The 24,019-nt window shown below is 62.9% G+C and carries 21 protein-coding genes and 1 riboswitch; of the genes, 11 read left to right on the top strand and 10 right to left on the bottom strand.

Features of this window, described 5'->3' with window-relative positions; all coding sequences use genetic code 11:
* Positions 1 to 60 precede the first annotated feature (60 nt).
* Positions 61 to 1,782, top strand: a complete 1,722-nt coding sequence (locus RE4_RS05460) for an FUSC family protein (protein WP_047889903.1) — start codon at positions 61 to 63, stop codon at positions 1,780 to 1,782.
* Here the strand turns inward: RE4_RS05460 and RE4_RS05465 are convergent.
* On the bottom strand, positions 1,758 to 2,720 hold the full coding sequence (locus tag RE4_RS05465) for a sigma-70 family RNA polymerase sigma factor (RefSeq protein WP_060938147.1): 963 nt from the start codon (positions 2,718 to 2,720) through the stop codon (positions 1,758 to 1,760). The two genes, RE4_RS05460 and RE4_RS05465, sit on opposite strands and share 25 nt — an antisense overlap.
* Before the next feature lie 277 nt (positions 2,721 to 2,997).
* Here RE4_RS05465 and RE4_RS05470 point away from each other — a divergent pair, with 277 nt between their 5' ends.
* From RE4_RS05470 to RE4_RS05495, 6 genes are read left to right on the top strand one after another with little or no spacing between them, the layout of a single operon-like run.
* Complete coding sequence (locus RE4_RS05470; protein WP_019744955.1) at positions 2,998 to 4,077, top strand: ABC transporter substrate-binding protein; 1,080 nt, start codon at positions 2,998 to 3,000, stop codon at positions 4,075 to 4,077.
* Positions 4,074 to 4,895 carry an ABC transporter ATP-binding protein gene (locus tag RE4_RS05475; RefSeq protein ID WP_019744954.1) on the top strand — a complete coding sequence of 274 codons (822 nt, stop codon included), beginning with the start codon at positions 4,074 to 4,076 and terminating at the stop codon, positions 4,893 to 4,895. The genes RE4_RS05470 and RE4_RS05475 overlap by 4 nt, the downstream gene beginning before the upstream one ends.
* Entirely contained in the window at positions 4,888 to 5,760 is an 873-nt protein-coding gene (locus RE4_RS05480) for an ABC transporter permease (RefSeq protein ID WP_019744953.1), read from the top strand. Before RE4_RS05475 ends, RE4_RS05480 begins: the two co-directional genes overlap by 8 nt.
* 31 nt (positions 5,761 to 5,791) lie before the next feature.
* Positions 5,792 to 7,138, top strand: a complete 1,347-nt coding sequence (locus RE4_RS05485; protein ID WP_047889904.1) for an LLM class flavin-dependent oxidoreductase — start codon at positions 5,792 to 5,794, stop codon at positions 7,136 to 7,138.
* On the top strand, positions 7,135 to 8,367 hold the full coding sequence (locus RE4_RS05490; protein WP_020908811.1) for an MFS transporter: 1,233 nt from the start codon (positions 7,135 to 7,137) through the stop codon (positions 8,365 to 8,367). Before RE4_RS05485 ends, RE4_RS05490 begins: the two co-directional genes overlap by 4 nt.
* 13 nt (positions 8,368 to 8,380) lie before the next feature.
* Positions 8,381 to 9,367 (top strand): LLM class F420-dependent oxidoreductase, encoded by a 987-nt coding sequence (locus tag RE4_RS05495; protein ID WP_020970501.1) that lies wholly within the window; start codon positions 8,381 to 8,383, stop codon positions 9,365 to 9,367.
* A gap of 9 nt (positions 9,368 to 9,376) precedes the next feature.
* On the opposite strand, the gene RE4_RS05500 is transcribed toward RE4_RS05495, so the two are convergent.
* The 5 genes from RE4_RS05500 to RE4_RS05520 all read right to left on the bottom strand — a co-directional run bounded on the left by RE4_RS05500 (position 9,377) and on the right by RE4_RS05520 (position 16,403).
* Positions 9,377 to 10,039, bottom strand: a complete 663-nt coding sequence (locus RE4_RS05500; protein WP_060938148.1) for a DUF3239 domain-containing protein — start codon at positions 10,037 to 10,039, stop codon at positions 9,377 to 9,379.
* Between the two features lie 74 nt (positions 10,040 to 10,113).
* On the bottom strand, positions 10,114 to 12,192 hold the full coding sequence (locus RE4_RS05505) for an amidohydrolase family protein (protein ID WP_060938149.1): 2,079 nt from the start codon (positions 12,190 to 12,192) through the stop codon (positions 10,114 to 10,116).
* A gap of 102 nt (positions 12,193 to 12,294) precedes the next feature.
* Positions 12,295 to 13,953 carry a DNA repair helicase XPB gene (locus tag RE4_RS05510; protein ID WP_019744947.1) on the bottom strand — a complete coding sequence of 553 codons (1,659 nt, stop codon included), beginning with the start codon at positions 13,951 to 13,953 and terminating at the stop codon, positions 12,295 to 12,297.
* A 180-nt stretch (positions 13,954 to 14,133) separates the two neighbouring features.
* The gene (locus tag RE4_RS05515) at positions 14,134 to 15,213 is read right to left on the bottom strand and encodes an alcohol dehydrogenase catalytic domain-containing protein (protein WP_060938150.1); all 1,080 of its coding nucleotides are present in this window, start codon (positions 15,211 to 15,213) and stop codon (positions 14,134 to 14,136) included.
* Positions 15,210 to 16,403: an LLM class flavin-dependent oxidoreductase gene (locus RE4_RS05520; RefSeq protein ID WP_037120507.1), complete on the bottom strand. Its 1,194-nt coding sequence runs from the start codon at positions 16,401 to 16,403 to the stop codon at positions 15,210 to 15,212. The genes RE4_RS05515 and RE4_RS05520 overlap by 4 nt, the downstream gene beginning before the upstream one ends.
* 216 nt (positions 16,404 to 16,619) lie before the next feature.
* Here RE4_RS05520 and RE4_RS05525 point away from each other — a divergent pair, with 216 nt between their 5' ends.
* Positions 16,620 to 16,931, top strand: coding sequence for a hypothetical protein (locus tag RE4_RS05525; RefSeq protein ID WP_060938151.1), 312 nt, complete (start codon positions 16,620 to 16,622; stop codon positions 16,929 to 16,931).
* Positions 16,932 to 16,985: 54 nt separating this feature from the next.
* Positions 16,986 to 17,636 carry a TetR/AcrR family transcriptional regulator gene (locus RE4_RS05530; protein WP_060938152.1) on the top strand — a complete coding sequence of 217 codons (651 nt, stop codon included), beginning with the start codon at positions 16,986 to 16,988 and terminating at the stop codon, positions 17,634 to 17,636.
* 425 nt (positions 17,637 to 18,061) lie between these two features.
* Here the strand turns inward: RE4_RS05530 and RE4_RS31525 are convergent, their stop codons facing one another.
* A complete protein-coding gene (locus RE4_RS31525; RefSeq protein ID WP_019744941.1) occupies positions 18,062 to 18,187 on the bottom strand; it encodes a hypothetical protein in 126 nt (41 codons plus the stop codon).
* A gap of 87 nt (positions 18,188 to 18,274) precedes the next feature.
* Positions 18,275 to 20,599, bottom strand: a complete 2,325-nt coding sequence (locus RE4_RS05535; RefSeq protein ID WP_020908802.1) for a helicase-associated domain-containing protein — start codon at positions 20,597 to 20,599, stop codon at positions 18,275 to 18,277.
* 60 nt (positions 20,600 to 20,659) lie between these two features.
* Here RE4_RS05535 and RE4_RS31530 point away from each other — a divergent pair, with 60 nt between their 5' ends.
* Positions 20,660 to 20,848 (top strand): hypothetical protein, encoded by a 189-nt coding sequence (locus tag RE4_RS31530; protein ID WP_019744939.1) that lies wholly within the window; start codon positions 20,660 to 20,662, stop codon positions 20,846 to 20,848.
* Positions 20,849 to 20,931: 83 nt separating this feature from the next.
* On the opposite strand, the gene RE4_RS05545 is transcribed toward RE4_RS31530, so the two are convergent.
* Positions 20,932 to 21,495 carry a transglycosylase family protein gene (locus tag RE4_RS05545; RefSeq protein WP_019744938.1) on the bottom strand — a complete coding sequence of 188 codons (564 nt, stop codon included), beginning with the start codon at positions 21,493 to 21,495 and terminating at the stop codon, positions 20,932 to 20,934.
* A gap of 8 nt (positions 21,496 to 21,503) precedes the next feature.
* Positions 21,504 to 21,713, bottom strand: a riboswitch (cyclic di-AMP (ydaO/yuaA leader).
* Between the two features lie 394 nt (positions 21,714 to 22,107).
* Between RE4_RS05545 and RE4_RS05550 the strand changes: the two genes are divergently transcribed.
* Complete coding sequence (locus RE4_RS05550) at positions 22,108 to 23,505, top strand: YncE family protein (protein WP_060938153.1); 1,398 nt, start codon at positions 22,108 to 22,110, stop codon at positions 23,503 to 23,505.
* 121 nt (positions 23,506 to 23,626) lie between these two features.
* Here RE4_RS05550 and RE4_RS05555 read toward each other — a convergent pair whose 3' ends face one another.
* A complete protein-coding gene (locus RE4_RS05555) occupies positions 23,627 to 24,016 on the bottom strand; it encodes a YccF domain-containing protein (protein WP_003939919.1) in 390 nt (129 codons plus the stop codon).
* Positions 24,017 to 24,019 lie beyond the last annotated feature (3 nt).

Here is a 24,019-nt window from a genome sequence, read left to right on the forward strand (position 1 = left end):
TCGGCCGCCCGCAAGAATGGGAGGACACAGACACGAACAGGCCGGCGCGAAGGATGGGCAGTGGACCCCGAAGAAACATCAGCGGGTCACGAGTCCAACCTCCCGGCTCCGCGGCCGGCGCGCAGCGTCCTGTTCGGATTGCCGCCGGTGGGAAACAGGTACCCCGGAGCGGTTCGCGTCGCCCTCGCCCTGGCGATTCCGGCGGCCATCGCCACACTGCTCGGATTCGGGTCTGCTTCGCTCCTGGTCGGCCTCGGTGCATTTGCATCGATCTACGGTGAGGGTCGTCCGTACCGGAGCAGGTGGAAGGCAGTCGGTATCGCCGCGACGGCGCTGACGATCCTGTCCTTCATCGGGGCATCAGTGGGTGAGCCCGTCCACCGAGCCATCGCCGAGGGAGCGCCGACGGTGCTGCTCGTCTTTGTCGTGCTGATCATGGCCGTCGTGGTGTCGACCTGCGCCTTCACCGTCGACGCGCTTCGATTGGGTCCTCCGGGCGCGTTCTTTCTGTTGCTCACCACCGAGATCAGCTCCGTGATCGCCACTCCCGGCCAGCCGCCGGTCGAGGTCGCGATGTGGACGGCAATCGGTGGGATCAGCGCGGTGGTCGTCTCGATGACGGGAATCGTGTGGGCACCGAGAGCTGTCGAACGCAGCGCTGTACAGGCAGCCGTATCGGCCGTTGCGGAGTACACGGACGCTCAGGCGGCGTACGCCCCACCCGAACTCACGCGAGACAAACGCCACGCTGCAGCACTTCGGCTGCACGACGCGTGGCAGTGCCTTTACCGCGGCGCAATCGTCGGGAAAGACCACCCGTTGACCCGTGAACTCGAACGAGCGCAGATCTCGATGGCCAGAGCGATCTCCGACGACCACGATCCGGAGCTCATGGCGGACCCCGCGTTCGACGTCGACGAGGTCGGGGCTCACCCGCCTCTGCCCGATCCGACGATCCGATATCGGTTCCTCCGCGCCTGCAATCCGTCCAGCCGAGCGTCGGTCACGGCACTTCGGCTGTCCATTGCCTGCATGGCCGCGGGAACCCTCACCGTCCTGCTCGGCATCGATCGCCCGGACTGGGCGGTGATCGCCGCGGCGATGGTCCTTCATCAAGGACCGGATCGAATACTGGGCACCTATCGCGGAATTCACCGCATCGGCGGAACCGTCCTCGGGTTGATTCTGTTGGGTGCCATCTACGCCTGGAGTCCGACCGGTCTGTGGTTGGTGGCGGTACTTGCCGTCCTGATGGCCGGGATCGAGCTGTTCCTGGTGCGGAATTACGGGATAGCCGTCATCTTCATCACCGCCCTCGCGATTCTCCTCGGCGCGGCCGGTGGTGCGCACGGCACCGTCCAACATCTGATCCTCAGCCGCATGCTCGAGACGGCAATCGGCGTCGTCGTGGCGTTGGTGGTCCTGTGGACGGTGGGGCGCGGTGCGCATCGACGCACTCTGATCTGGGTCGACGAACGGGCGAGTAGCGTCCTGTTCAAGCTACTGACCGAAATTCGCGCGAGGCACTATGCACCACAGGCGAATTGGTCGGAGCTTTCGGAGCTTCGACGGGACCTGGACTTCGAACTGCGAGGTAGCGCGATGGCCGGGATCGACGCCGCCCACAACGAACCCGAGTGGGCGTCGCAGCAGTGGAGGACGCACACCGAATTGCATCATCTGGGATCGGATGTACTGCACCGACTGTGGTTCGGAACGCAGGTGTCCAGATCACACCTCGAGGAATGGGAGTCTCGCTACTTGCGTTCGGGTTCGGTGTGATCGAGCATCGGCACAGCGCTGAACTTGGCTGGATTCGCAATGTCGTAGGCTGCGCACACAACTCCGTCGCGGACAGTGAAGCCGGCAACGCGAGCGGCGAACTTCGGGTACTGGTCATCCCCTGGTGAGCCGGCGAATACACCGCCGAGCCGTCCGTTGACGAGAACCGGTGACATCGAGAACACCGCTGCCGGTCCGTACTTGCGGGCCAATCCCAGGTAGAACCGTGCCACACGATCGCTGCCGCGCACAATGTTGACAGCCGTGCGGGTCGTTCCGCCTGCGTCACCGATCAGGACGGCATCGGGATCGAGTGCATCGATCACGGCGTTCAGATCTCCACTCGCGATAGCCGTCACCAATCGCTCGACGGCGGCAGCATGCTCCTCGCTACTGACCGGGACCGGCGCCGACGCTGCGGCTTTACGGGCCCGCGAGGCCAACTGACGGGCAGTGGCTACTTCGATGTCGAGGATGCGCGCAACCTCGGCGAAGGGCACGTCGAAGCCGTCATGCAGGACGAAGGCAACGCGCTGAGCGGGAGTAAGGGTGTCCAGGACGACGAGGGCCGCAAAACGATTCTGTTCCTGCGTCACGACGTACTCCAGCGGATCGGGTGTCGCTGAGGGTGTGCCCGCGGTGGCGTCGACGGGCGTGACGATCGGCTCCGGAAGCCACTGTCCGACATAGCTTTCTCTTCTGACTGCGGCCGATTTGAGATGATCGAGGCAGATCCGACCGACAACAGTGGTGAGCCATCCGCGCAGCTCCCGGATCTCGAGGTCGCTTCCTTGTCTCGATTGTGCGACTTGCAAGCGTATCCATGCCTCCTGCACCGCATCCTGAGCGTCGCTGAAACTTCCGGTGAGACGGTAGGCCACCGACGTCAGGTGGCCACGGTGTTGCTCGAAGTCCTGCGCAGTCGTCGGCGAAAGCATGCCCTCATGATACGGACCTCACACATTAAATCCGGCATGAATGTAACCGTTGACCCAGGTAGTGGGTGCCGACGTATGGTTTCGGCACTGCTAACGGCTCGATTCTGTCTTCACATTCATTGGAGTCTCACGTGTTTCGGTCTTTCCCGCTCATGTCGCTCAACTGTTGTCGTTGAACTGACATTCCCCACACCTGCCTGTGCCGAGCGCCGCACACGGCGCTCCGGACAGGTGTAGCCGAGAACTGAACCAATCATCTTCTACAGGAAGCAACTTCATGATTCGCCCTCGTTTCGCGCGCTCGGTAGCCGCGGCCGTCGCCTTTGTCACTCTGTCCAGCCTTGCCGTTGCCTGCTCGGGCTCCTCCGACGAAGTCGTCAAGACCGCCGACGGCAAGACCGTCCTGCGGTACGAGGGCAGCACCGGACAGGTCATCTACCCCGAACTGGCCGCTGACCTCGGCTACTTCAACGACGTGGAGCTCAACTGGATCGGCGATACGACCAGCGGCCCTCAGAGCATTCAGAACGCAGCGACCGGTCAAACCGAGTTCGGTGGAGCGTTCAACGGTGCGGTGGTGAAGTTGGCTTCCGCCGGTTCACCGATCACCTCGGTCATCGGGTACTACGGCTCCGACAAGGAGAGCTTCAACGGGTACTACGTACTCGACGACAGTCCGATCAAGTCGGCGAAGGACTTGATCGGCAAGAAGGTCGGGATGAACACCCTCGGTGCGCACCACGAGTTCGTCGTCCGTGAATGGCTTGCGCGGCAGGGACTTACGCCTGACGAGATCAAGCAGGTTGAATTGATCGTCGTTCCGCCGGTCAACACGGAACAGGCGCTGCGGCAGGGACAGATCGATGTCGCCACCCTCGGCTCGGTCTTCCGTGACTCAGCGCTCGAACGCGGTGGTCTTCGCGAGCTGTTCACCGACGAATCGCTGTTCGGCTCGTTCACCTACGGCACGTTGGTGTTCCGTGACGACTACATCGCGCAGAACAAGGAGGCGGTCGCCGATTTCGTACAGGGAACAGCACGGGCCATTCGCTGGACCCAGACGCACCCACGAGAAGAAGTGATCGCGAAGCTGACGTCGATCATCAACAGCCGCGGACGCAACGAGGACACCAAGCTCATCAGCTACTGGAAGAGCCCAGGAGTCGCCGGTCCCGGCGGAACGATCACCGATACCGAGATCAGCACGTGGATCGACTGGCTCACCCGTAACGGTGAACTCGAAGAAGGAAAGTTGAAGCCGTCGGACATCTACACCAACGAATTCAACCCGTACGCCAACGGAACGTATTCACCCGACAGCGGCGCTGACGGACAGGCACTGGAGGCAGCAAAATGAGCACAGAACCGAAACTACGGCTCGAGCACGTCACCAAACAGTTCGACATTCGTGGGACCGACGAAGTTTTCACCGCGGTCGAGGACATCAACATCGACGTGGCGCCGGGGGAGTTCCTGGTCCTCGTCGGGCCGAGTGGTTGCGGCAAGTCGACTCTGCTGGACCTCCTCGGAGGACTCAGTTCGCCCACTTCTGGTCGAATCCTTCTGGACGGCAAGCAGATCACGGGCCCAGGCTTGGATCGGGGAATCGTCTTCCAGCAATACGCGCTACTTCCATGGCGAACTGCACGTCACAATATCGAGTTCGGACTCGAAGCGAAGGGCGTGAAGAAGAGCGAGCGGCGCGAGCTCGCCGAGCATTACCTCGAACTGGTCGGTCTGCAAGGTTTCGCGGATCGCTATCCGCACGAGTTGTCCGGTGGAATGAAGCAGCGAGTCGCGATCGCCCGCAGCTTGGCATTCGATCCCGAAGTGTTGCTGATGGACGAACCATTTGCAGCGCTGGACGCACAGACGCGAGAGTCGCTGCAGGACGAGCTTCTGCGCATCTGGAAGGCCACCGGCAAGACCATCCTGTTCATCACCCACGGAATCGACGAGGCCATCTACCTCGGGCAACGTGTTGCAGTACTGACTTCGAGGCCGGGGCGCGTCAAGACGATCGTCGACATCAACATCGACCGGTCCGGCGACGACGTGCGATCAGGTGAGGAGTTCCGTGTGTTCCGGCACCGGATCTGGACGCTGCTGCACGGTGAAGTCGAGCGCGCTCGGGCCGGCGAACTCGATCCTGCCAAGGAGGTTGCACATGTCTAGCGCATTGGCGACGCCGGAGGTGGTCGCCACCCCGAAACCGTTGCCCGACAAAACACCTGACATTGCGCAGCGGAGCCAGGCCGGCGGCAAGGCGGCGCGCTACATTGGTTCCACCGCCTGGCGGATTGCCAAGCCGTCGATTGCGATCGCGATCTTCCTCGGGATCTGGGAAGCGGCACCTCGGCTCGGGCTGGTGGACAAGGTCTTCCTCCCGCCTTTCACCGAAGTTGTGTCCGCATTCTTCACTCTCGCCGAGAACGGACAATTGCAAGAGCATGTTTCGGCCAGTCTGACGCGTGCCCTGACCGGATTCTTCGTGGCCATTGCGATCGCGATTCCGTTGGGAATCGCGATCGCCTGGTACCGCCCGGTCTCCGACTTCCTCAACCCGATTCTCGAATTGTTCCGCAACACAGCAGCCTTGGCTCTGCTTCCCGTCTTCGTGCTGATTCTCGGAATCGGTGAGGAATCGAAGATCGCCCTGGTGATCTACGCCTGCACCTTCCCGATTCTGCTCAACACGATCTCCGGTGTGCGGACAGTGGACCCCCTGCTGATCAAGTCCGCTGCCTCGCTGGGGTTCTCCTCGATTCGGCTGTTCCAGAAGGTGGTTCTGCCCGCCGCGGTTCCCACGATCTTCACGGGTATCCGCATGGCCGCCGCGTCGTCGATTCTCGTGCTGATCGCCGCCGAAATGGTCGGGGCCAAAGCCGGTCTCGGGTATCTGATCACCGCTTCCCAACTCAACTTCCAGATCCCGAACATGTATGCGGGCATCGTCGCGATCTCGTTGTTGGGTCTGACAATCAACGCGATTCTGGTCCTGATCGAACGTCGGCTCTCGCGCTGGCGCGTCACCACCTGACCACACTTTCACGGAAAGATTCTGCGAACTCATGTCCGAACGACAATTTCATCTGAACGCCTTCCTGATGGGCGTCGGCCATCATGAGGCGGCGTGGCGCCACCCACGCACAAATGCGGCCAACCTTCTGGACGTCAAGCACTTCCAGGAACTGGGGAGAATCGCCGAGCGTGGAAGGTTGGACTCGGTGTTCTTCGCCGACGGTCTAGCAGTCGGCCCGCGGGTCAAATACAACACTCAGGCGATCTTCGAACCCGTCACCTTGCTGTCGGCGATCGCTGCGGCCACCGAGAAGGTGGGGTTGATTGCAACCGCGTCGACCAGTTACAGCGATCCGTACACTCTTGCAAGGAAGTTCGCTTCCCTCGATCACATCAGTGGCGGACGAGGCGGGTGGAACATCGTGACGTCGGCCGGCGCCGACGAGGCCGCGAACTTCGGCCTCGATGCGGTACCGACGCACAGCGGTCGTTACGAGCGCGCCGAGGAGTTTCTCGACGTGACGCTCGGACTCTGGGACAGCTGGGAAGAGGGGGCAGTTGTCCTGGACGAAGAGACCGGAATCTTCGCCGATCCTGATCGTGTCCATCGCATCGACCATGACGGTCAACGATTCACGGTGGCTGGCCCGCTCAATTCGCCGAGGTCTCCACAGGGACGTCCGCTGCTTGTACAGGCCGGTTCCTCCGAGAGCGGTAAGGATTTCGCGGCGAGGTATGCCGAAGCCGTGTTCACCGCTCAACGAACACTCGAGCAGGGGCAGGATTTCTACAACGATCTCAAAGCGCGGCTGATCAAGTACGGGCGTAGTCCCGACGAGATCAAGGTGCTGCCGGGCATCGTGCCCTTCATCGCGGATACGGAAGAAGAAGCGAAGGCTCTGGAGCAGTCATTCACGGACCTGATCTCTCCGGAGTATTCGCTGCGCCAGCTCTCGAACATGGTGGGTGTCGATCTCACCGAGCATTCTCTGGATGCCCCGCTGCCACCGTTGCCGGACATCGATCGCATCCAAGGGAACAAGAGTCGATACCAGCTCGTCAAAGATCTTGCAGAGAGCGAAAACCTCACCGTCCGTGAATTGATCGGCAAACTCGGCGGTGGCCGTGGGCATCGGACATTTGCCGGGACACCGGAGCAGGTCGCGGACGAGTTGACCGAATGGTTCGACAAGGGCGCCGCGGACGGCTTCAACATCATGCCGCCCTATCTGCCCGGAGGGCTCGAGGTGTTCGTCGACCGGGTCGTGCCGATTCTGCAGGCGCGTGGGCTCTTCCGAACCGAGTACACCGAATCGACCCTGCGGGGCCACTACGGCCTCGATCGTCCGGCGAACCGGTTCTCGCGGGCCGCTGACGCGGCAGAAGTGAGCGCGTGACGGAAACACTGCCCAAGGAACAGCCGGCGATTGCCGGACTCAAGCCACTGGTCACAACGGTTTTCGTGCCGGCGGCCATCTTCGGGATCGGTCAGGGTGCGGCTGCCCCCATCATGGCCGTCACCGCGCGCGACCTGGGCGCATCGGTCGCCGTCGCCGGCCTGATCGTAGCGCTCGGTGGCTTGGGTGCCGTACTCGGTGACCTCCCTGCCGGCCGGATAGTGTCGCGTTTCGGTGAGCGTAGATCGATCATCGGCGGAAGTTCTTTGGGTGCAACAGGAGTGGTGATCTGTCTGCTTGCGCAGACTCCGTGGATGCTCGGTATCGGCGCACTGTTGACCGGACTGGCGAATGCGGTGTGGGGCCTTGCGCGGCAGAGCTACCTCGCCGAGACCGTGCCACTCGGTCTTCGGGCCCGAGCAATGTCGTCGTTCGCCGCGATGTGGCGGTTGGGTTTCTTCCTGGGACCGCTCATCGGTGCCGGCGTGATTCTCCTGGTGGGAGCGCGCGGAGGATTCCTCGTCCAGTTGGTGGGCGTCGTCCTCGCCGGGGCGCTGATGGCCCGCGTTCCCGACCCGCCACGAAAGGTGCAGGCGGGCAACAGCGATCACGGGCACGTCACCCTCCCGGAGATCCTTCGCCGTCATCGTGCCGCTCTGTCCACGCTCGGGACAGGCTCCCTTCTGATGGGCGCCGCCCGCGCTTCGCGTGAGGCCGTTCTTCCATTGTGGGCATTGCACCTCGGGTTGGATGCAGCCCAGGTGAGTGTGATCTTCGGTATCGGTGCGGCCGTGGACCTGCTGTGCTCGTATCCGGCCGGACACATCATGGACCGATACGGCCGCAGGCTGGTCGCGGTGCCTTCGCTGACGGTGATCGGTGTGTCGTACCTGATGTTGCCGTTCTCGACGGGTGCAGTGGGATTGACCGTGGTCGCTGTCGTGATGGGGATCGGCAACGGACTGGGCAACGGCGTGATCATGACTCTCGGTGCTGATATCGCCCCACCCGAAGAGCGCGCCGAGTTCCTCGCTGCATGGCGATTGACGCACGACACGGGCATGTTCGGTGGGCCGCTCGCGATCGGTCTTCTCGCCGCGGTGTTCCCGCTCGGGTGGGCATTTGCCGCACTGGGCGCGACTTCGTTCGCCGGCGCGGCGATGATGTTCCGCTTCATTCCGGTCTATTCTCCGCGGGTGTCACCCCGGTCGCGCGCCGGGAAACTGTAGGTAGGCTCGCTACATGCGATTCGGACTGTTCGTACCTCAAGGCTGGCGTCTGGACCTGGTCGGCATCGACCCCGCGAAGCAGTGGGAGGTGATGCGAGACTTCACGCTGCGCGCGGAGGCAGGGCCGTGGGAGTCGGTGTGGGTCTACGACCACTTCCACACCGTTCCCCAGCCGACGGAAGAAGCGACTCACGAGGCGTGGACGTTGATGGCCGCACTCGGTGCGTCGACCTCGCGTATCCGACTCGGCCAGATGTGTACCGCCATGAGCTACCGAAACCCGGCGTACCTTGCCAAGGTCGCCGCGACCACCGACCTGATCACGGGTGGACGCGTCGAGATGGGTATCGGCGGCGGTTGGTACGAGCAGGAGTGGCGCGCGTACGGCTACGGTTTCCCCTCTGCCGGTGAGCGTCTGGGCCGCCTCGACGAAGGAATCCAGATCATGCAGCAGGCGTGGTCGACCGGCAGCTCGACGCTCGACGGCAAGTACTACCAGGTCGACGGAGCGCTGTGCCGTCCACTTCCGTTGCAAGAGGGCGGAATTCCCATCTGGGTTGCCGGTGGCGGCGAGAAGGTCACACTCAAGATCGCGGCCAAGTACGCGCAGTACACAAACTTCGACGGCACCCCGGCCGGCTTCGCGCACAAGTCCGAGATCCTGAAGAAGCACTGCGACACCGTCGGTACCGATTTCGACGCCATCGTCCGTTCGGCCAACTACAACGTGGCCATCGGCGCGACGGAAGCCGAGGTGGCTCAGCGGTTGGAGACACTGAAGGACAGACTGACGCCGTTGGTCGGCGAAGCTGCCGCCGATGCGTCGCTCGATGCGTTCCGCGGAATGCCTGCCGTAGGTACACCCGAGCAGATCATCGAGAACCTGTCGGCGCTCAAGGCGCAGGGACTCGAGTACGGAATCTTCTACTTCCCCGAGGCCGCGTACGACACGTCGGGAATCGAGATGTTCGAGAAGGAAGTGCTGCCCGCGCTTGCGTAACCGTTAGGGCTAGCGCAGGGAGTCAGGAAGATCGGCCGGGTTGATCAGAACCCGGCGATCGGGGTGGGTGCGAACTTCTTCGGAGTCGGGGATCCGGCTCTGCAGGAAGTTCCACTCGCTCGCACTGACAGTTGCGATCGCGCGTGCCAGCACTGCCGAGTCCTTGGTTCCCCACTCGATCGGCATGGGGCTGACCATCTGCCACGTGTCAGCCTTGCTGCGGGTGGAACGATCCGAACGCAGTGCTACCGACGGAATGCGGTCGCCGACTCGCCACTTCGGATTGAGTCGAACATTGCGGCTGACGAGCGCGTACTTCGGTGCTCCGGCCGCCGGCTTCGCGATGTCGATCAGTGCCGTCAGGGTCGCCGCTCGAGGGTGAACCTCGGTGACGATCGCGGGAACCAGTGGGTTGTCCGCATACAGAGATTCGACGCTTCCCACCTTGCGAGGTGCCCACAAGGCGACCCACAGTGAACTGGCCGCACCGATGGCGAGGACCGCGCCGATGATGATGGACCACACCTCACCCATGCTGATCAGCCAGGCTCCGACCGCGGCGAGGACGATCGCGAAGATCACCGCAGAAATCTGCAGGCGGCGTACGTCGGCCAGTGTGTCGTTGACCGACTTGGCGTGGGCCTTGTCGACGGTGAACTGGAAGTCAGCCACGAAAAAATCCTTCGGGTGGTGCCGGACGATCTAGGACCGGCCCCCGATCTCCCGGGAGCCGTCCACCAGCGTAGCTAGTTTCGCGCGCGCTCCCACATCTGCAGGTAAGCCTCGGCGCCACGGCTCATGTCCTCGATGATCGTGTCACCGTCGGCGCCCGCAGCAATACGCATGTCCGCGATCCAGTCGGGAATCATCCCGTACTGGGCAACACCGTCGGTGTTCACGTCGAAAACCCTGGTGCCGGCGCGCTGCTGGTCCATGACGGTGCCGTCGAAGGCGGTGTACGGATATTGGAGCGGATTTTCGGCGGCGTCACCGCGCGGTGCGGCTTGCGGCCCGAAGCCGTTGGTGTCTGCGCCGTAGCCGAAACCGAAGTAGTAGTTCTCGCTTCGCATTGCCCGTGCGTCGCGCCACTGGTCGATGAACCCACGCTCCTCGGGCTTGTCGTCCGATGCGTCCAGTTGCCCGGCGTACAGGGCGACAAATCCGCCGAGCGCGTAGATCCGCTTGTAGAGGCTCGGGTCGCTCCAGCTGTGACTGGAAACAACACCGGAATAGTTCGCTGCTTCGAGAATGTCGAGGGCTGCTTCGGCGGTCTTGACGCTCATGTGATCGATGTCCACGATCATCCCTCGGTCCATCAAACCTCGGATCGTGTATGCGCCGAGGTCGGTCAGGCCGTGCGAATTGCATTGCGGACCAGAGGGGTACACCGGAAGCGTCACTCCGGGTGGGAGTACCGCGAGAAGATTCTGTGCGCCGTCGACCTTGGTGGGCAGCACATTGTCCTCGGCAACGCCGGTGCATGGTTCCGACTGCCAGAACTCCCCGGTGCCCAGGTAGTTGCCGATATTGACGGCCACTCCGGTGACGCCGCCGTCGAAACGGGCACCGCCGAGGGCGTTGTCGAACTTGTGCGTGACGATCATCTGCCGAACACCGAGGTCGTACAACTCGTCCAGGCCGCGGTCGATGTCGTCCTCGGTGCACTGCGGAATACCGTTGCGCACAGAGCAACCGAAGGGTTCGGACACCTCCACCCCGAGGGTGACGGCCAGCTTTCCGTCGGCGGCCACCTGCCTGGCCTGTTCAGGGGAGCTCACGATGCGGAACCAACCCCGGCCGGGACCGCCGTACTGGGCGTCGATGTAGTCCTGGAGTTCGCGTGTCTGCTGCGCCTGGATCCGGACGGTCTCCATCTCGTCACAGGGATTTCGTTTACTCGGATACAGCTCGCACAGCACACGGTTGGCGACAAAGAGATTGGTGAAGATTCGCAGACCACCACGCCAGGCGCGCTCGACCCACTTGTAGTACGTCTGCTCGTGCGTCAGTGAATCGTGCGCCGGCCAGTCGGCGAAACTCGGCCAGCCGGTGGTGTCGTGAGTTTCGAAGGGATTGCCGTACGATAGAACGTTTTCGAGGAGCGCCGGTATCCCGTCGGGTTGATGGTCCGGGCAGTCGACGAGCGCTGCGGTGACGCCCTGAGGGTCGAAAGGTCGGCCGCAGTGCAGGTTTCCGCCCATGAACTCGGAAGCGTTCATGTGCACGTGTGTGTCGATGAATCCGGTGACTTCACCGTTCGGTCCGATTTCTCCTGGAACGCCGTTTGCGCCCACCTCCGCTTCGGGGAAGTCGGCGCAGCCGTCGCGCGGGATCAGCGTGAACGCAGATTCGGGAACGTCACCGGGATCGGACATCGTGAGCATCAAATCGCGCGAGATCAGTTGACGGCCGTTCGAGGTCGCGGTCAGAACGAACGATTCACCGGTGGACATCACGGTCCAGTCGGTGGAGGGAGTTGCTTCGGAAGTGGCGAGTACCGAGTCCGCGCCGTCGTGCGAGAGCATCGACCCGTCCGGGCCGTACAGCATGAAACGACCCAACTGGGCCGCATGTAGCCGGAACGGTTCGGCGTCTGCGGCTTTCGTTACGTCGGTGAGGTACGCCGACCCGTCACGACGGACGAAATCACCAGACTCGGTGCGCAGCGCGAAGCAACCGTTCGCAAGTGCGTACACCGAGTTCTGCGCGGTAGGAGCAGGACTCGGTGCCGCGGCGCTGACGCCTGTCGTGGCGACGACGACGGCGGCAGTCAGCAGCGAGATGGTTCCGGCGAGCCGACCCCGTAGACGTGGAACTGAGCGCATGGTGCTGGTGACCCCCGGCCGATGGACACGACTGTGACAGGGGACACTCTACAGATAACTGGACGTATGTCCATTTGATTCTGCAACGTGTTGCAGAAATGCTCAGCCGATTGCAGGTCCGAGCAGGTCATCGGCGTCGGTGATCCGGTAGGCGTAGCCCTGTTCGGCGAGGAATCGCTGACGATGTGCCGCATATTCCGCATCGAGAGTGTCGCGGGAAACCACCGAATAGAAGTGGGCCTGACCGCCGTCGTGCTTGGGGCGCAACAGTCGTCCGAGCCGCTGAGCTTCTTCCTGCCTCGATCCGAAGGTTCCCGAAACCTGCACGGCGACAGACGCCTCCGGAAGGTCGATCGAGAAGTTCGCGACCTTGCTCACCACCAGCGTCTGGATCTCACCGTTGCGGAACTGATCGAACAGGATCTCACGTTCCTTGTTCTTGGTGGATCCCTTGATCACCGGGGCGTTCAGGGCTTCGCCGAGTTCGTCGAGCTGATCGAGATACGCACCGATAACCAAGGTCGGTGAATCCGGGTGCTTGGCCAGAATCGACTTCACGACAGCAATTTTGGTGTGCGCGGTCGAGCACAGTTTGTAGCGCTCCTCCGGCTCGGCGACGGCATAGGACATGCGCTCGGCGTCCGTCATCGTCACTCGCACCTCGACGCAGTCAGCCGGCGCGATCCAGCCCTGCGCTTCGATGTCCTTCCACGGAGCGTCGTAGCGCTTGGGGCCGATGAGCGAGAAGACGTCGCCTTCGCGGCCGTCCTCACGAACCAGCGTTGCGGTCAGGCCGAGACGGCGGCGCGACTGCAGGTCTGCCGTCATCCGGAAGACGGGCGCGGGCAGCAAGTGGACCTCGTCGTAGATCACCAGTCCCCAGTCTCGGGAGTCGAAAAGTTCGAGGTGCTTGTACTCGCCCTTCGTACGACGCGTGATCACCTGGTAGGTCGCGATCGTGACCGGCCGAATCTCCTTGCGCTCGCCGGAGTATTCGCCGATTTCTTCCTCGGTCAACGACGTGCGGGCGATGAGCTCACGCTTCCACTGACGACCGGCGACGGTATTTGTGACGAGGATGAGTGTGGTGGCTTTGGCCTTTGCCATGGCTGCTGCGCCCACCATCGTCTTGCCGGCGCCACATGGCAGCACGACGACGCCCGAGCCGCCGGCCCAGAACGAATCCGCTGCCATCTGCTGGTAGTCGCGCAGTTCCCAGTGGCCCTCTTCGAAAGCGAGATCGATCGGGTGCGCTTCGCCGTCCACATAGCCGGCGAGGTCCTCGGCCGGCCAGCCCACCTTGAGCAACATCTGCTTGAGGCGGCCGCGTTCGCTCGGGTGGACAATCACGGTGTCGTCGTCGACCTTCTCACCGAGCATCGGTGAGATCTTCTTGTGTCGCATCACCTCGGTGAGGACTGCCCGGTCGAGGCTGACCAGGATGAGGCCGTGCACCGGGCTCTTGACCAGCTGCAAGCGTCCGTACCTGGCCATCGTGTCGACGATGTCGACCAGCAGCGGTTGCGGAACTGCGAATCGTGAGAACGAAACCAGAGCGTCGACAACCTGCTCGGCGTCGTGTCCGGCGGCACGGGCATTCCACAAGGCCAGGGGAGTGATGCGATACGTGTGGACGTGCTCGGGGGCGCGTTCGAGTTCCGCGAAGGGGGCGATTGCCTGCCTGGCATCGCCGGCGCGCTCGTGGTCGACCTCCAACAGCAGCGTCTTGTCGGATTGGACGATCAACGGTCCGTCGGTCACGGAAGCCTCCTAGTGAAACAAACGCAGCAGCCACAGAGCGTTGCACCGCGTTGTCGGCTGACGCCAACCCTGCCATTGTCCTGGTATCGGAGCGCATACGCCAACAGGCGACGCTCGCACAGCCAGAAGTAGAGGTGCCCGAGTTCGGGCACCCCTACGTCAACAGAGCAGGACCAACCGCTATTCCGGACGACCTGCGGCGGGCAGGACGAGGATCTTCACGTGCTCGTCGGGTGCGCGAAGAGCCGCAAAAGCGTCCGAAACTCCGTCGAGCCCGACACGGCCGGTAATGATCGCTTCGGCGTCGATCTCGCCGGCGGCCAACCGAGCAAGAGTGATGTCGTACGCGTTCTCGTAGGGGCCATGACCGAAGTTGATCGAGATCCTTCGGAACTGCCCGATGACGGGAACGATGGTCTCGTCGCCGAACGGCGCAGCCAGGACCTGAATCCGCGAGTTGAACGGCAGGGTGCGCATCAGTTCGCCGATGACCCCCGCCCGGCCGCTGCATTCGTAGGCGATCAGGATGCCGTTCGCGGCCTGGCCCACGAGCGGGTTGCCTTCGGCGACCATCTGATTCCACAGTTCGATCGGATCCTGTTCGAAGGGGTCGACGACGATGTCCGCGCCCATCTTCTTGGCGAGCTCGCGGCGTTTGGGGGAGGGTTCGGACGCGATGACGATCTGTGCCCCTCTCGCTTTCGCAGCGACGATGGCACCCAGTCCGATCGTCCCGCAACCGACGACGAGCGCTGAATCGGCCGAGGTGAGGCCGGACTGCTGGAGATGCATCTCGCCGACGTGTAGAGGTTCGGCCAGTGTGGCGTGCTCGAGTGACAGATGGTCGGGAACCTTGCGGACCCAGAATGCGTCGACAACGATGTGATCGCCAAACGCGCCGTGGTATTCGTTCGAGTAACCGATGATCGTCGGGATCCCGGTAGCCGTGTCGGTGGCCAAGCCGATGCCGGACACCCGATCACCGATCATGAAATCGTCTACTGCAGAACCGGTCTCGGAGACGATACCCGCGTACTCGTGGCCCAGCACCACGGGTGCGTCTGGATCGAAGGTGGCGAGCGGGTAGCCACCGTTGTGTGCGACCTCGACGAATCGGCACGGGTCCTTCGACATACTCAGGTCGCTGCCGCAGATTCCGCAGGCGACGACGTCGATGCGGATCTGATGGGGTGCCAACGGCGGCGCGTCGGCCATCTCGGCGACGGCGAATTCTCCCTGGTGGAATCGGACAGCCCTCATGCGCGCAAGGCTCCCGTCTCGGCCGGTTGGCCGTAGTAGTCGGTATGGGCTTTGGTGATCGCTCCGACCAGCCCGCCGATCAGGTATTCGCGGTTGTCCTCGGCGAACTGCATGCTCGCCTGACGTCCGACATTCCGCTTCCGGAAGTGCGGGACCACCTCGGAGGCGAACAATTCGTAGCTGCGTTTGGTGTCCTCCCAGCTCGCCATGTCCACGTGAAGGATCAGGAACGTGCCGAACCCTCCTGTCTTCTCGATCAGACGCTCGATCTGAGCAATCGCATCTTCGGGCGTACCGATGATCGCCTGACCGAACTCGCCGAGCGTGTCGTTGCGCCACTGGTCGATGATTCCGGCAGGTGTATCTGCCCAGGCCGGGTTCTGGCCGGTCTGTCGATTCACGTAGGAGGCCATCGATCCGATCCGTCGGCTCACGGCGCGCTCGGCCTCGGCTCGGGTCTCGGCGATGAACATCGGATTGACCACACGCCACGTCGCCCGGTCGGCGTGGTGGCCGTGCTCGGCCGAGACCTTCTCGTACACATCCCAGTTGCGATCCAGTGCGTCGAATCCGCTGGGTGAACTCGCCGCGAGTGACAGCAGGGAGAGCCCGTTCTTGCCGGCGAGCACCGAACCGTTGGGGGAAATCGTCGACGCTGTCACGGTCTCGATGCCGTCCGCACGGTATGTGGGCAGCTGTGCGCGTGCGTCACGCAACGTGAACCAGTCGGTTTCCATGTTGACGACCTCGCCGCGGAGCAACGCGAGAATGGCCTCGAGCGCTTCGCCCTGGCGACGACGCTGGTCCGACGGGTTGATGCCCATCATGTGTGCATCGAGGGGGATCTTGCCCGGGCCGGTGCCGAAGATGAGCCGTCCGCGGGTCTGCAGATCGAGCTGAGTGATGCGGTCGGCCGTGATCAGCGGGTGGTGATAGGGCAGGGACGTCACGCCTGTGCCGAACTGGATGCGCTCGGTTCGCTCTGCGGCGGCCGCGATGAACATGTCCGGGGCCGGCACGATCTCGGCGCCGGTCGAATGATGCTCACCCATCCACGCTTCTTCGAATCCGAGGTGGTCCAGGTGTGTCATGAGGTCGATGTCGCGTCTGAGTTGCAGGGCGGGATCGGCGTCGAGCGGATGGTACGGGGCGAGGAAGGCTCCGAAGCGGATGGACGATGCGGACCACACGATGACATCTCCTGTCGACAGGGGAGTGATTTGGATCACTCGCTCTGATGCAGATGTCTAACATGGATCAACTGATCCAATAAGTTGAGCCTCCCGCACAGTGGGAGGTTTGTAATCACTTGTAGCTCAATGCTATCTGGCGCAGTCATGTCGTCTAAGGTTGTTTCAAGTCGATCAACTGAACCAGGCATTTTGAGAAGGAGCGTTGAAGAGGTCATGCGACTGGACGTCACAATCACCCCCACCTCCTCGACCGTCGAACTGAACGGGGTCGACGACTTCACCAGTCTCTCGGTCGTCGTAGGCGGCGACGATCAATCCGCGACTCTGAGTCGGGCATTGGAACCGTGGGGGGAACTCGAGGACGATCATGTCTGGCTCGACATTGCTCACCTGGAACAAGCCGTCGCGGCCCAGGTCGGAAACGCGCAGTGGAAGCAGAAGTTCTCCGCGATGGTGGACTACGCGCGCGCCCACGGCTGGGTCGATCGCGACAACAGGGTGCGAGCACACCGTGAATCACTCTGACTCCGCGGTCAGCGCTTCGGAGAAGTTCGGCGAGCCCGTGCGAAGCTCGTTCGTATGACCGACTCCCGGCAGAACCGTCAAGGCGACGTGACACGTCTGCGTTTGCTCAAAACTGCTGAACGGCTTTTCGCGACAGAGGGATTGGATGCAGTTTCGCTGCGCGCGGTCAACGCGGCGGCCGGTCTCGGACCGTCGTCCGTCCACTACCATTTCGGCACCAAGGAGGATCTGGTCGCCGCGGTGCTGTTGGACATGGGAACGTCGGTGCGAGATCAGATCAGCGCGAACGTGGACGACCTAGCCGCCGACAAGGAGCCGCCGACGGTCGAAGCGTTGGTGCGGGCCGTCACGGCGCCATACAAGACACTGCTTCTTCGCCATCGCACGCGGGGAATGCGATGGATCAGAATCGTCACGCAGATTTCGCAGCCGCAGATGTCACGACCGGGCCATCCAGCCCTCGAGGCGACCGAGATGCACCTTCGTGATCATCTTCTCGACCAGGTCCGTCGTACCTTTCCTGCTACCGATCCCGAAAGGCTCGAGACTCGCTGGGCGGTTGCCTTGATGGGCTTCCTCCAGGCGTTGAGCCGAGCGGACGATTGGAGCGGAAGCAGCAAGCCGCTCGCGCCGGAGCGACTTGCCGACTTCTACGAGGACCAGGTCGTCTTTCTGGTGGGTGGAGTGCGACAGTTATTGGGATGAGCGCCTAACTGATGCGCCTCCTATTTCTGCGCGACCACTGACTTCCGCATTTCCATTACATGAGTAATAGCTTCGGAAATTCCGGATCTATAACCGATATTCTTTTCGGAATCACCCGGAGTGGAATCAAGCTCCGATTCGAGTCTCGTCTGAATACGGTCCAGGGTGTGGATTGTTCTTTTCACGATGGTTGATTCTCTTTCTGCGGTAAATCCGAAAGAAGTATTCCGGATTGCCGAGCGTGTTCGTCGAGGACACACAGTGATGCCAGGGTCATGCCCGCTGCGTAGCCGCGCGAGCGTGCATCAGTTCCTCGACTACGTGACTTGAACAGGTTGAATGTTTCGTGCAGGTGCACGAGGGTGTCGGTGGAGGCAGGCATTGGTCAGCTTCGCAGTCAGCTCGTCTTCCTCTGGACTGTGCTGTCAGCTCCGCTTCCGCTTACGAATGAACTCGGAAGACTCCGTAGTTTTCGCCCGCTTTTCTGCGCGGCGTTCCTTGATCGACTGAGCGGGTTTCTTCATGTTCTTTCCCGGCGCCTTGTCAGCCATTGTCGCTCCTCATTTTTCGAAGTGGCAATCACAAACTGACCTCGACCATACTTCATTTACAGAAAAAAGCCAGTTGCTTCTTTTCTGCTACTTTTTTCCGGAGTCGACGGGGCTGACGGAAGTAATGCGGTGCAACGTGAAACGGCGTACGGCACCACTTGCCGGGTCGAAGGCGTCCAGCTGTCCGCCGCCCACGCTGACGGGGTCGACGATGCGATGAGTCGCTACCCCCTGAGCGTCGACATAGCCGATGTTGACGCTCGAATTGTCCCGGGCCGCTGTGGCCAGTAACGCGATGGTGGCGGCATTGTTCTCCCTCGAACCGTCCGTCCGGACACCACCACGGCCCGGGGCGGAAGCGCGGTCGCCTGCTCGCATCGTGCGGACCAACGACGCCAATTGATCCGCCGACGGGCTTGCGGGCATTCGCGAGGCCGGTCGGCTGCGACGGTTCGGTACCCGCGCCCCGCGTGGGCGGAGATCGACCAACGTGCCCGAGGAGTCCTCACCTGCCGGCGCGAATCCGGCTGCGCGCAGCTCGGCCAGGACCTCGCGCAGTGGGGCCTGCGAAATCGCGACTGTGGGAGCCAAGGCGCGCAATGCCAGGGGCTCCGCCACCGCCGAAGCGAGGACCTCCGCCAGCAGTGATGCGTCCTCACATCGAATGAACGACGCCGCCACTCCGGCACGCAGTCGCCCGTGTCGACGGGCGACATCGTCGATCAGATACGAAAGTGATTGGGGAACAGGCGTCTTCGATTTCGAGGCGAACATCGCATGCAGTTCGGTGGCCGTCAGACCGGCGTCGAGCGCACGACGCACGCTGTCCTCGCTGATGCGGTACATGGACGCCGATCCTGCCGACTCGATGTCCGCGACCAGGCTCACCTGCTCGAGCAGGTCCGGTACGAGCGGGCCGGGCGCAACCAGAGTCAGATCTGCCTGGACCAGGATGTAGTCGATGGGCTCGGGTAGGGCGGACTGCATTTCGGCTTCGGCGTCCCCGCCGTGCAGCAAAGCTCGTCCAGGTGACGACAACGCGCCGCGGGCCACCAACCCGAGGGCGGCGGCCTCGTCCAGAGTCCGCTCGATTGCGAACGTCCGTAGGCGCCCGCTCCATCGCGGGCGTCGCCACGCCAGTAGTCGACTTACCTCGACGGCCGATGCAGTCTGGCCACTGTCGAGTTCGGAGAGCAGCCCCAAAATGGCCTGGCGATCGCGCGGAGCCGCCGGGGCCCGGCCTTCCTCGGACAGCGCCGCGATGGGCTTGTCGGTGGAATCCCTCAGCCCGATCATCCACGGAACTCGCGGTACGTCGACCCAGGCGGACGCCAGCACCTCCCACCGACGCGCTGTGGACGCGTTGAGCCAGCCGTCGACGGCGAGTGTGGGCGTCCAGTATTCGTCCGCGTTGTCCGAGACCGGCGCCGGATCGGGCGTTCCACTGGCGATGAGTCCGGCTGCCGAGAGCAATTCGACGAGCAGGCTCACTCGCGCTTCGTCGAGATCGGCCGTCTTGGCCACGCGTCGTAGTTCTCGAACACCGAGTCCACCGGCTCGCAGTGCTGGGGCCGGTGCTGCGCCCAGAACAGCGATCACGCTCTCGCATTGGCGTACCAACTCGAGCGCCTCGCCGGCCGCTGCGGCGTTCACGTCCGCGGGTTTGAGTTTGTCGCCCCCGATGACGGGTGCGGTCAGCGTCGTCGGATCGAAAACCGGCTCGCCGCGGATGACCTGACGAACCGTCGCCGGAAGCTCGACGGTCTGCTCGTCGAGCCACCGCAGCAGGCCGGCCGCCAGCAGTCGCTGAACCGGGCGCTCAGGCGGCGTTCCGGGGGCGGCGTCGCGGGTGCGACCGATCGGGCTGGAGTTGGCGAGAGTCTCGAGGAGATCCCGCTCGCGGGTGTCCAGAGCGTCGAGGGCTGCCGAGATCTCGGTCTCGGTCATCGCCTCGGCAGGTTCGAGGGCTCGCCCCACACGCCACGGAATCATCCCGATGACTGCCGGGACGACGCTGATGGGATCGACACCCCAGACGAGGGCGGACTCACGCATCTTCGACAGTGACTTGTCGACGGCCTTCTTGGTGACCTTGCCCTTGCCGGTCAGGGCGCGTTCGGCGATTGCACTGTTGAGCTCCGCCCGCGTCATCGGAGTTTCCTCGGCGCCGGCCAGTGCCAACAATTCGAGAAGACCGAAATCGAGGGTGTCGAGTTCGTCCGCCGCTCGGCTGACCGACGCGCGTTGCTGCGCCCGACCACTGAGAACCACCATCGTGCTCGGCGGCGGTACGGCCAGATCGGGGCGCAGACGCAGCAGCTCCGTCAACTCGGCGTCACTGCGCGCCGAGAGCCAATCGGTCAGACTTTCGGCTGCGGAACTGCCCGCCGGGGTGCCACGTGTTTCGGTCATCAGGTATCAGATTAGAGACCTGGTCTGTACGGCGTAACGGCGTCCTGTCAAAATGACTTCGTGGCCAACAATTCGAAGCAACACTATGTAGATCCAGGATGGCCGGAAACTGCAGACGGAGATCACGCAGTGACCGAATTGTCATCGACCCGCGCAGGTGGACTTTCACCCTTCGGCGAGGACACCACCTTTCCGGTTCCGGTGGAGTCACTTCCTTACGTACACCCGCACACCGTCATCAACCGATAACAACTCGACACGAAGAAGGCCCGCACCGATTCGGTGCGGGCCTTCTTGATGTTCGAGCGTCCGAGCGGACAGTCTTACCGGTGTTACTTGAGGAACGTCTTTGCAGTGTCGGCGACTGCGAGGATCTGCGGGTCGACCGGGATGCCGTTGGCCTTGGCGAACGCGATTGCCTGATCGATGGCGTCAGCGACCGGGTGTGCAACGGTCTGAGCGACCTGCTGTGCCGGAGCCGGAGCTGCCTGAGGAGCCGTGGTGGCCGGAGCGGAACGCTCGGTGGCGCCGCTGCTCAGTCCGAGGCTGGAGGAGCAGGACGGCCATGCGCCCCAACCCTGGTTTGCGAGAACACGCTCGGCAACGACGATCTGCTGCTCGCGAGTGGCCTGGTTTGCGGTGGCTGCGTACTGTCCGCCGCCGTGTGCGTTCCACGTGCTGGGGGAGAACTGCAGTCCGCCCTGGTAACCGTTGCCGGTGTTGATGGCCCAGTTTCCGCCGGCCTCACACTGGGCGAGACGATCCCAGTCGGAGTCGGGGGCAGCGCTTGCGGTTCCGGTGGCTGCAATTCCTGCTACGCCCATGATGGCGCCGGTGACGGCGACCTTGGCGACAGTGCGACCGGTGGTGGTGGGCTTGCGATGGCGTCCGCTCATGATGGTCGAAATCCTCTCCACACGCGCCTGCGAGGTCAGCTGTCGGGTTCGGGCTGAGAGGTCGCCCGGCCTCGCCTTTCCTGGCTGGAAAGGGTCTGGCTTCACCCCAAGATTCGGTCTTGCGATCGAACCGGTGTCCACTGGAGAACTTTTCTGTTCTCACAGAGGACTTTGGGTCCCCCGTCCTCGTCCCTGGAATGCTCTGTCGGAAGTCCGGTACCCGCGGGACAAGGCTTGGCGCGGCGGGCCGGAGGTGGCCGAGTTTCCCGGCCGAAAACGACGGTAACGGCTCGAGTCTCTCGTGTCACCATTTGATAACGCGGCGTGGCGAAGGACGTACAACGCGTCACACAAAGCGCAGGAGACTCTTCCCAGGTAGGTGGGGGTGACTGAGTGAATGTCCGGTTGTGTCCGTTCCGTTATCCATCCGTAATGTGAGCAAGGTCACACGTTATGTGGAAATGGAATTCCGGCCGAGTGAGAGGTGTGCCGATCCAGGCCGAAGATGTGTTCTGTGTCTCAACATCGAGATTGAAACTTAGGTTAGGTTTGCCTGACTTGCCCCGAATGGGCAGGGTTCGCAGAGTCTTCCAAAGAAGTAGGGCACCCCTCATGAAACTGCAATACCGTCGGCGTGCGGTCACCGCGTCACTCGCCGTCGCCGCTGCTGCTGTCGGCCTGGCCGTCACTGCTCCCGCTGCACACGCCTCACCCGAGGATCCGACACACGGTGTTGTCGGAAGCTATTCCGCAACCCAGCCCGGCGACATCGTCGTCGACTCGGCAACCCACCGCGGATACATCACGCAGTACGGCGGACCGACCAGCTCGTTATCCGTCGTCGACACGAACACCGGCAAGTCCGTCGGCACCATCAACGGTGTCGTCGGTTACCCGTCGGCACTTGCCGTGGACTCGGACCTCGGACGCGCATATGTGTCCTCCTCCTACGGCGGCGCGATCTCGATTGTCGACACGAAGACCGGCAAGGTCGAAAAGACGGTCACGCTGAGCGAGAAGAACCCCGACGGCTCGCGGCCGCAGATCAACGATGTCGTCGTCGACCCCACAACACACCGCGCGTACTTCTCGGACTACAAGTCCGGCAACATCCGAGTCGTCGACCCCAACGCCGCCGACGCCGTGTCGAGCATTCTGGTCGACAAGTCGGCAACGCCGACCAAGCTCGCCTTCGACACTGTCCGCGGCTTCCTCTACATCGCGGACACCAACTTCTTCGACGAGAATTACGGCCGCACGCTGTGGCAGGCGGACGTACGCAAGGGCGGAGCACTCAAGTCGATCGTGCGTGCCGACAACCTCTACCCGGTCGACGTCGATGTCGACACGAACACCGGCAACATCTACATGACCGACACCCGGGCAACCAACCTGTGGGCGATCACCCCGGCCGGCGCGGTTCTGTCGAAGACCACGCTGTCTCCGACCGCGATTCCCAACGGCGTGGTCGTCGACGCTGCTGCAGGCATTGCATATGTCGCGGACGTCATGAACGGACACCTGTGGTCGGTCGATCTGACGACCCGCGCCACCACCGCTCTGACCGATACCAAGGTTCCGGCACTGGAGAAGGTCAAAAACCTCGCGCTCGACACCTCGACCGGCGCCATCGCGTCGACGACCAACGGGGGCAAGGTGACCGTCGTTGCTGCGTACCCGCTACCCGCGACCGTCGAACTGCCTGCCGCTCAGGTCGGTAAGGCGTATTCGCAGAAGCTCACTGCCGCTGATACCCGGGCAGCCTTTGCGCTCACCAACGGCACTCTGCCCGGCGGACTGTCCCTCGCACAGGACGGCACCATCTCGGGAACCCCCACGGCCGTCGGGAGCGTCACCGTCGAGATCACTGCGAAGAGCGTGCTTTCGCGGGTTTCGAGTGTGACCATCGTGGTCTCCGAGGGTCCGGTCGGCCCCGTTGATCCGGGCAACCCGGGAACGGGTACCGGTTCGCTCGGTAACCTCCCCGGACTCGGTAGCCTCGGCCGCTGATCCGACCTGATACGAGAGAACCCGACCACAGCACCTGCTGTGGTCGGGTTCTTCTGTCTCCGGGCCCGCTTACGCGTAATTGACGCGGTCCACGGCTATGCGTAATTGACGCGGTCCACGGCTATGCGTAATTGACGCGGTCCACGTCGACGATCTCCTTGCCGAGCGGCATCAGCGAGATCGGAATCATCTTCAGGTTCGCGACCGCGAGCGGAATTCCGATGATCGTGATCGCCATCGCGACGGCGGTGACGATGTGTCCGATCGCCAACCAGATACCGGCGATGATCACCCAGATGACATTGCCGATCATCGAACCGACACCAGCGGTCGGCTTGTCGACGACGGTCTTACCGAACGGCCACAGTGCGTAGATGCCGATGCGGAATGCCGCGATTCCGAAGGGAATCGTGATGATGAGGATGCAGCAGATGATGCCTGCGGCGAAGTAACCCAACGCCAGCCAGAAGCCGCCGAACACCAGCCAGATCACGTTCAGGAGGATTCTCATGGT

The organism is Rhodococcus erythropolis NBRC 15567 (assembly GCF_001552595.1).
Lineage (GTDB): Bacteria > Actinomycetota > Actinomycetes > Mycobacteriales > Mycobacteriaceae > Rhodococcus_F > Rhodococcus_F erythropolis.

Excerpts from the sequence above, each read along its gene's own strand:
- RE4_RS05465 (WP_060938147.1), bottom strand. The coding sequence starts at position 2,720 with ATGCTTTCGCCGACGACTGCGCAGGACTTCGAGCAACACCGTGGCCAC.
- RE4_RS05470 (WP_019744955.1), top strand. The coding sequence starts at position 2,998 with ATGATTCGCCCTCGTTTCGCGCGCTCGGTAGCCGCGGCCGTCGCCTTT.
- RE4_RS05475 (WP_019744954.1), top strand. The coding sequence starts at position 4,074 with ATGAGCACAGAACCGAAACTACGGCTCGAGCACGTCACCAAACAGTTC.
- RE4_RS05480 (WP_019744953.1), top strand. The coding sequence starts at position 4,888 with ATGTCTAGCGCATTGGCGACGCCGGAGGTGGTCGCCACCCCGAAACCG.
- RE4_RS05485 (WP_047889904.1), top strand. The coding sequence starts at position 5,792 with ATGTCCGAACGACAATTTCATCTGAACGCCTTCCTGATGGGCGTCGGC.
- RE4_RS05495 (WP_020970501.1), top strand. The coding sequence starts at position 8,381 with ATGCGATTCGGACTGTTCGTACCTCAAGGCTGGCGTCTGGACCTGGTC.
- RE4_RS05505 (WP_060938149.1), bottom strand. The coding sequence starts at position 12,192 with ATGCGCTCAGTTCCACGTCTACGGGGTCGGCTCGCCGGAACCATCTCG.
- RE4_RS05515 (WP_060938150.1), bottom strand. The coding sequence starts at position 15,213 with ATGAGGGCTGTCCGATTCCACCAGGGAGAATTCGCCGTCGCCGAGATG.
- RE4_RS05525 (WP_060938151.1), top strand. The coding sequence starts at position 16,620 with ATGCGACTGGACGTCACAATCACCCCCACCTCCTCGACCGTCGAACTG.
- RE4_RS05530 (WP_060938152.1), top strand. The coding sequence starts at position 16,986 with ATGACCGACTCCCGGCAGAACCGTCAAGGCGACGTGACACGTCTGCGT.
- RE4_RS31525 (WP_019744941.1), bottom strand. The coding sequence starts at position 18,187 with ATGGCTGACAAGGCGCCGGGAAAGAACATGAAGAAACCCGCTCAGTCG.
- RE4_RS05535 (WP_020908802.1), bottom strand. The coding sequence starts at position 20,599 with ATGACCGAAACACGTGGCACCCCGGCGGGCAGTTCCGCAGCCGAAAGT.
- RE4_RS05545 (WP_019744938.1), bottom strand. The coding sequence starts at position 21,495 with ATGAGCGGACGCCATCGCAAGCCCACCACCACCGGTCGCACTGTCGCC.
- RE4_RS05550 (WP_060938153.1), top strand. The coding sequence starts at position 22,108 with ATGAAACTGCAATACCGTCGGCGTGCGGTCACCGCGTCACTCGCCGTC.
- RE4_RS05555 (WP_003939919.1), bottom strand. The coding sequence starts at position 24,016 with ATGAGAATCCTCCTGAACGTGATCTGGCTGGTGTTCGGCGGCTTCTGG.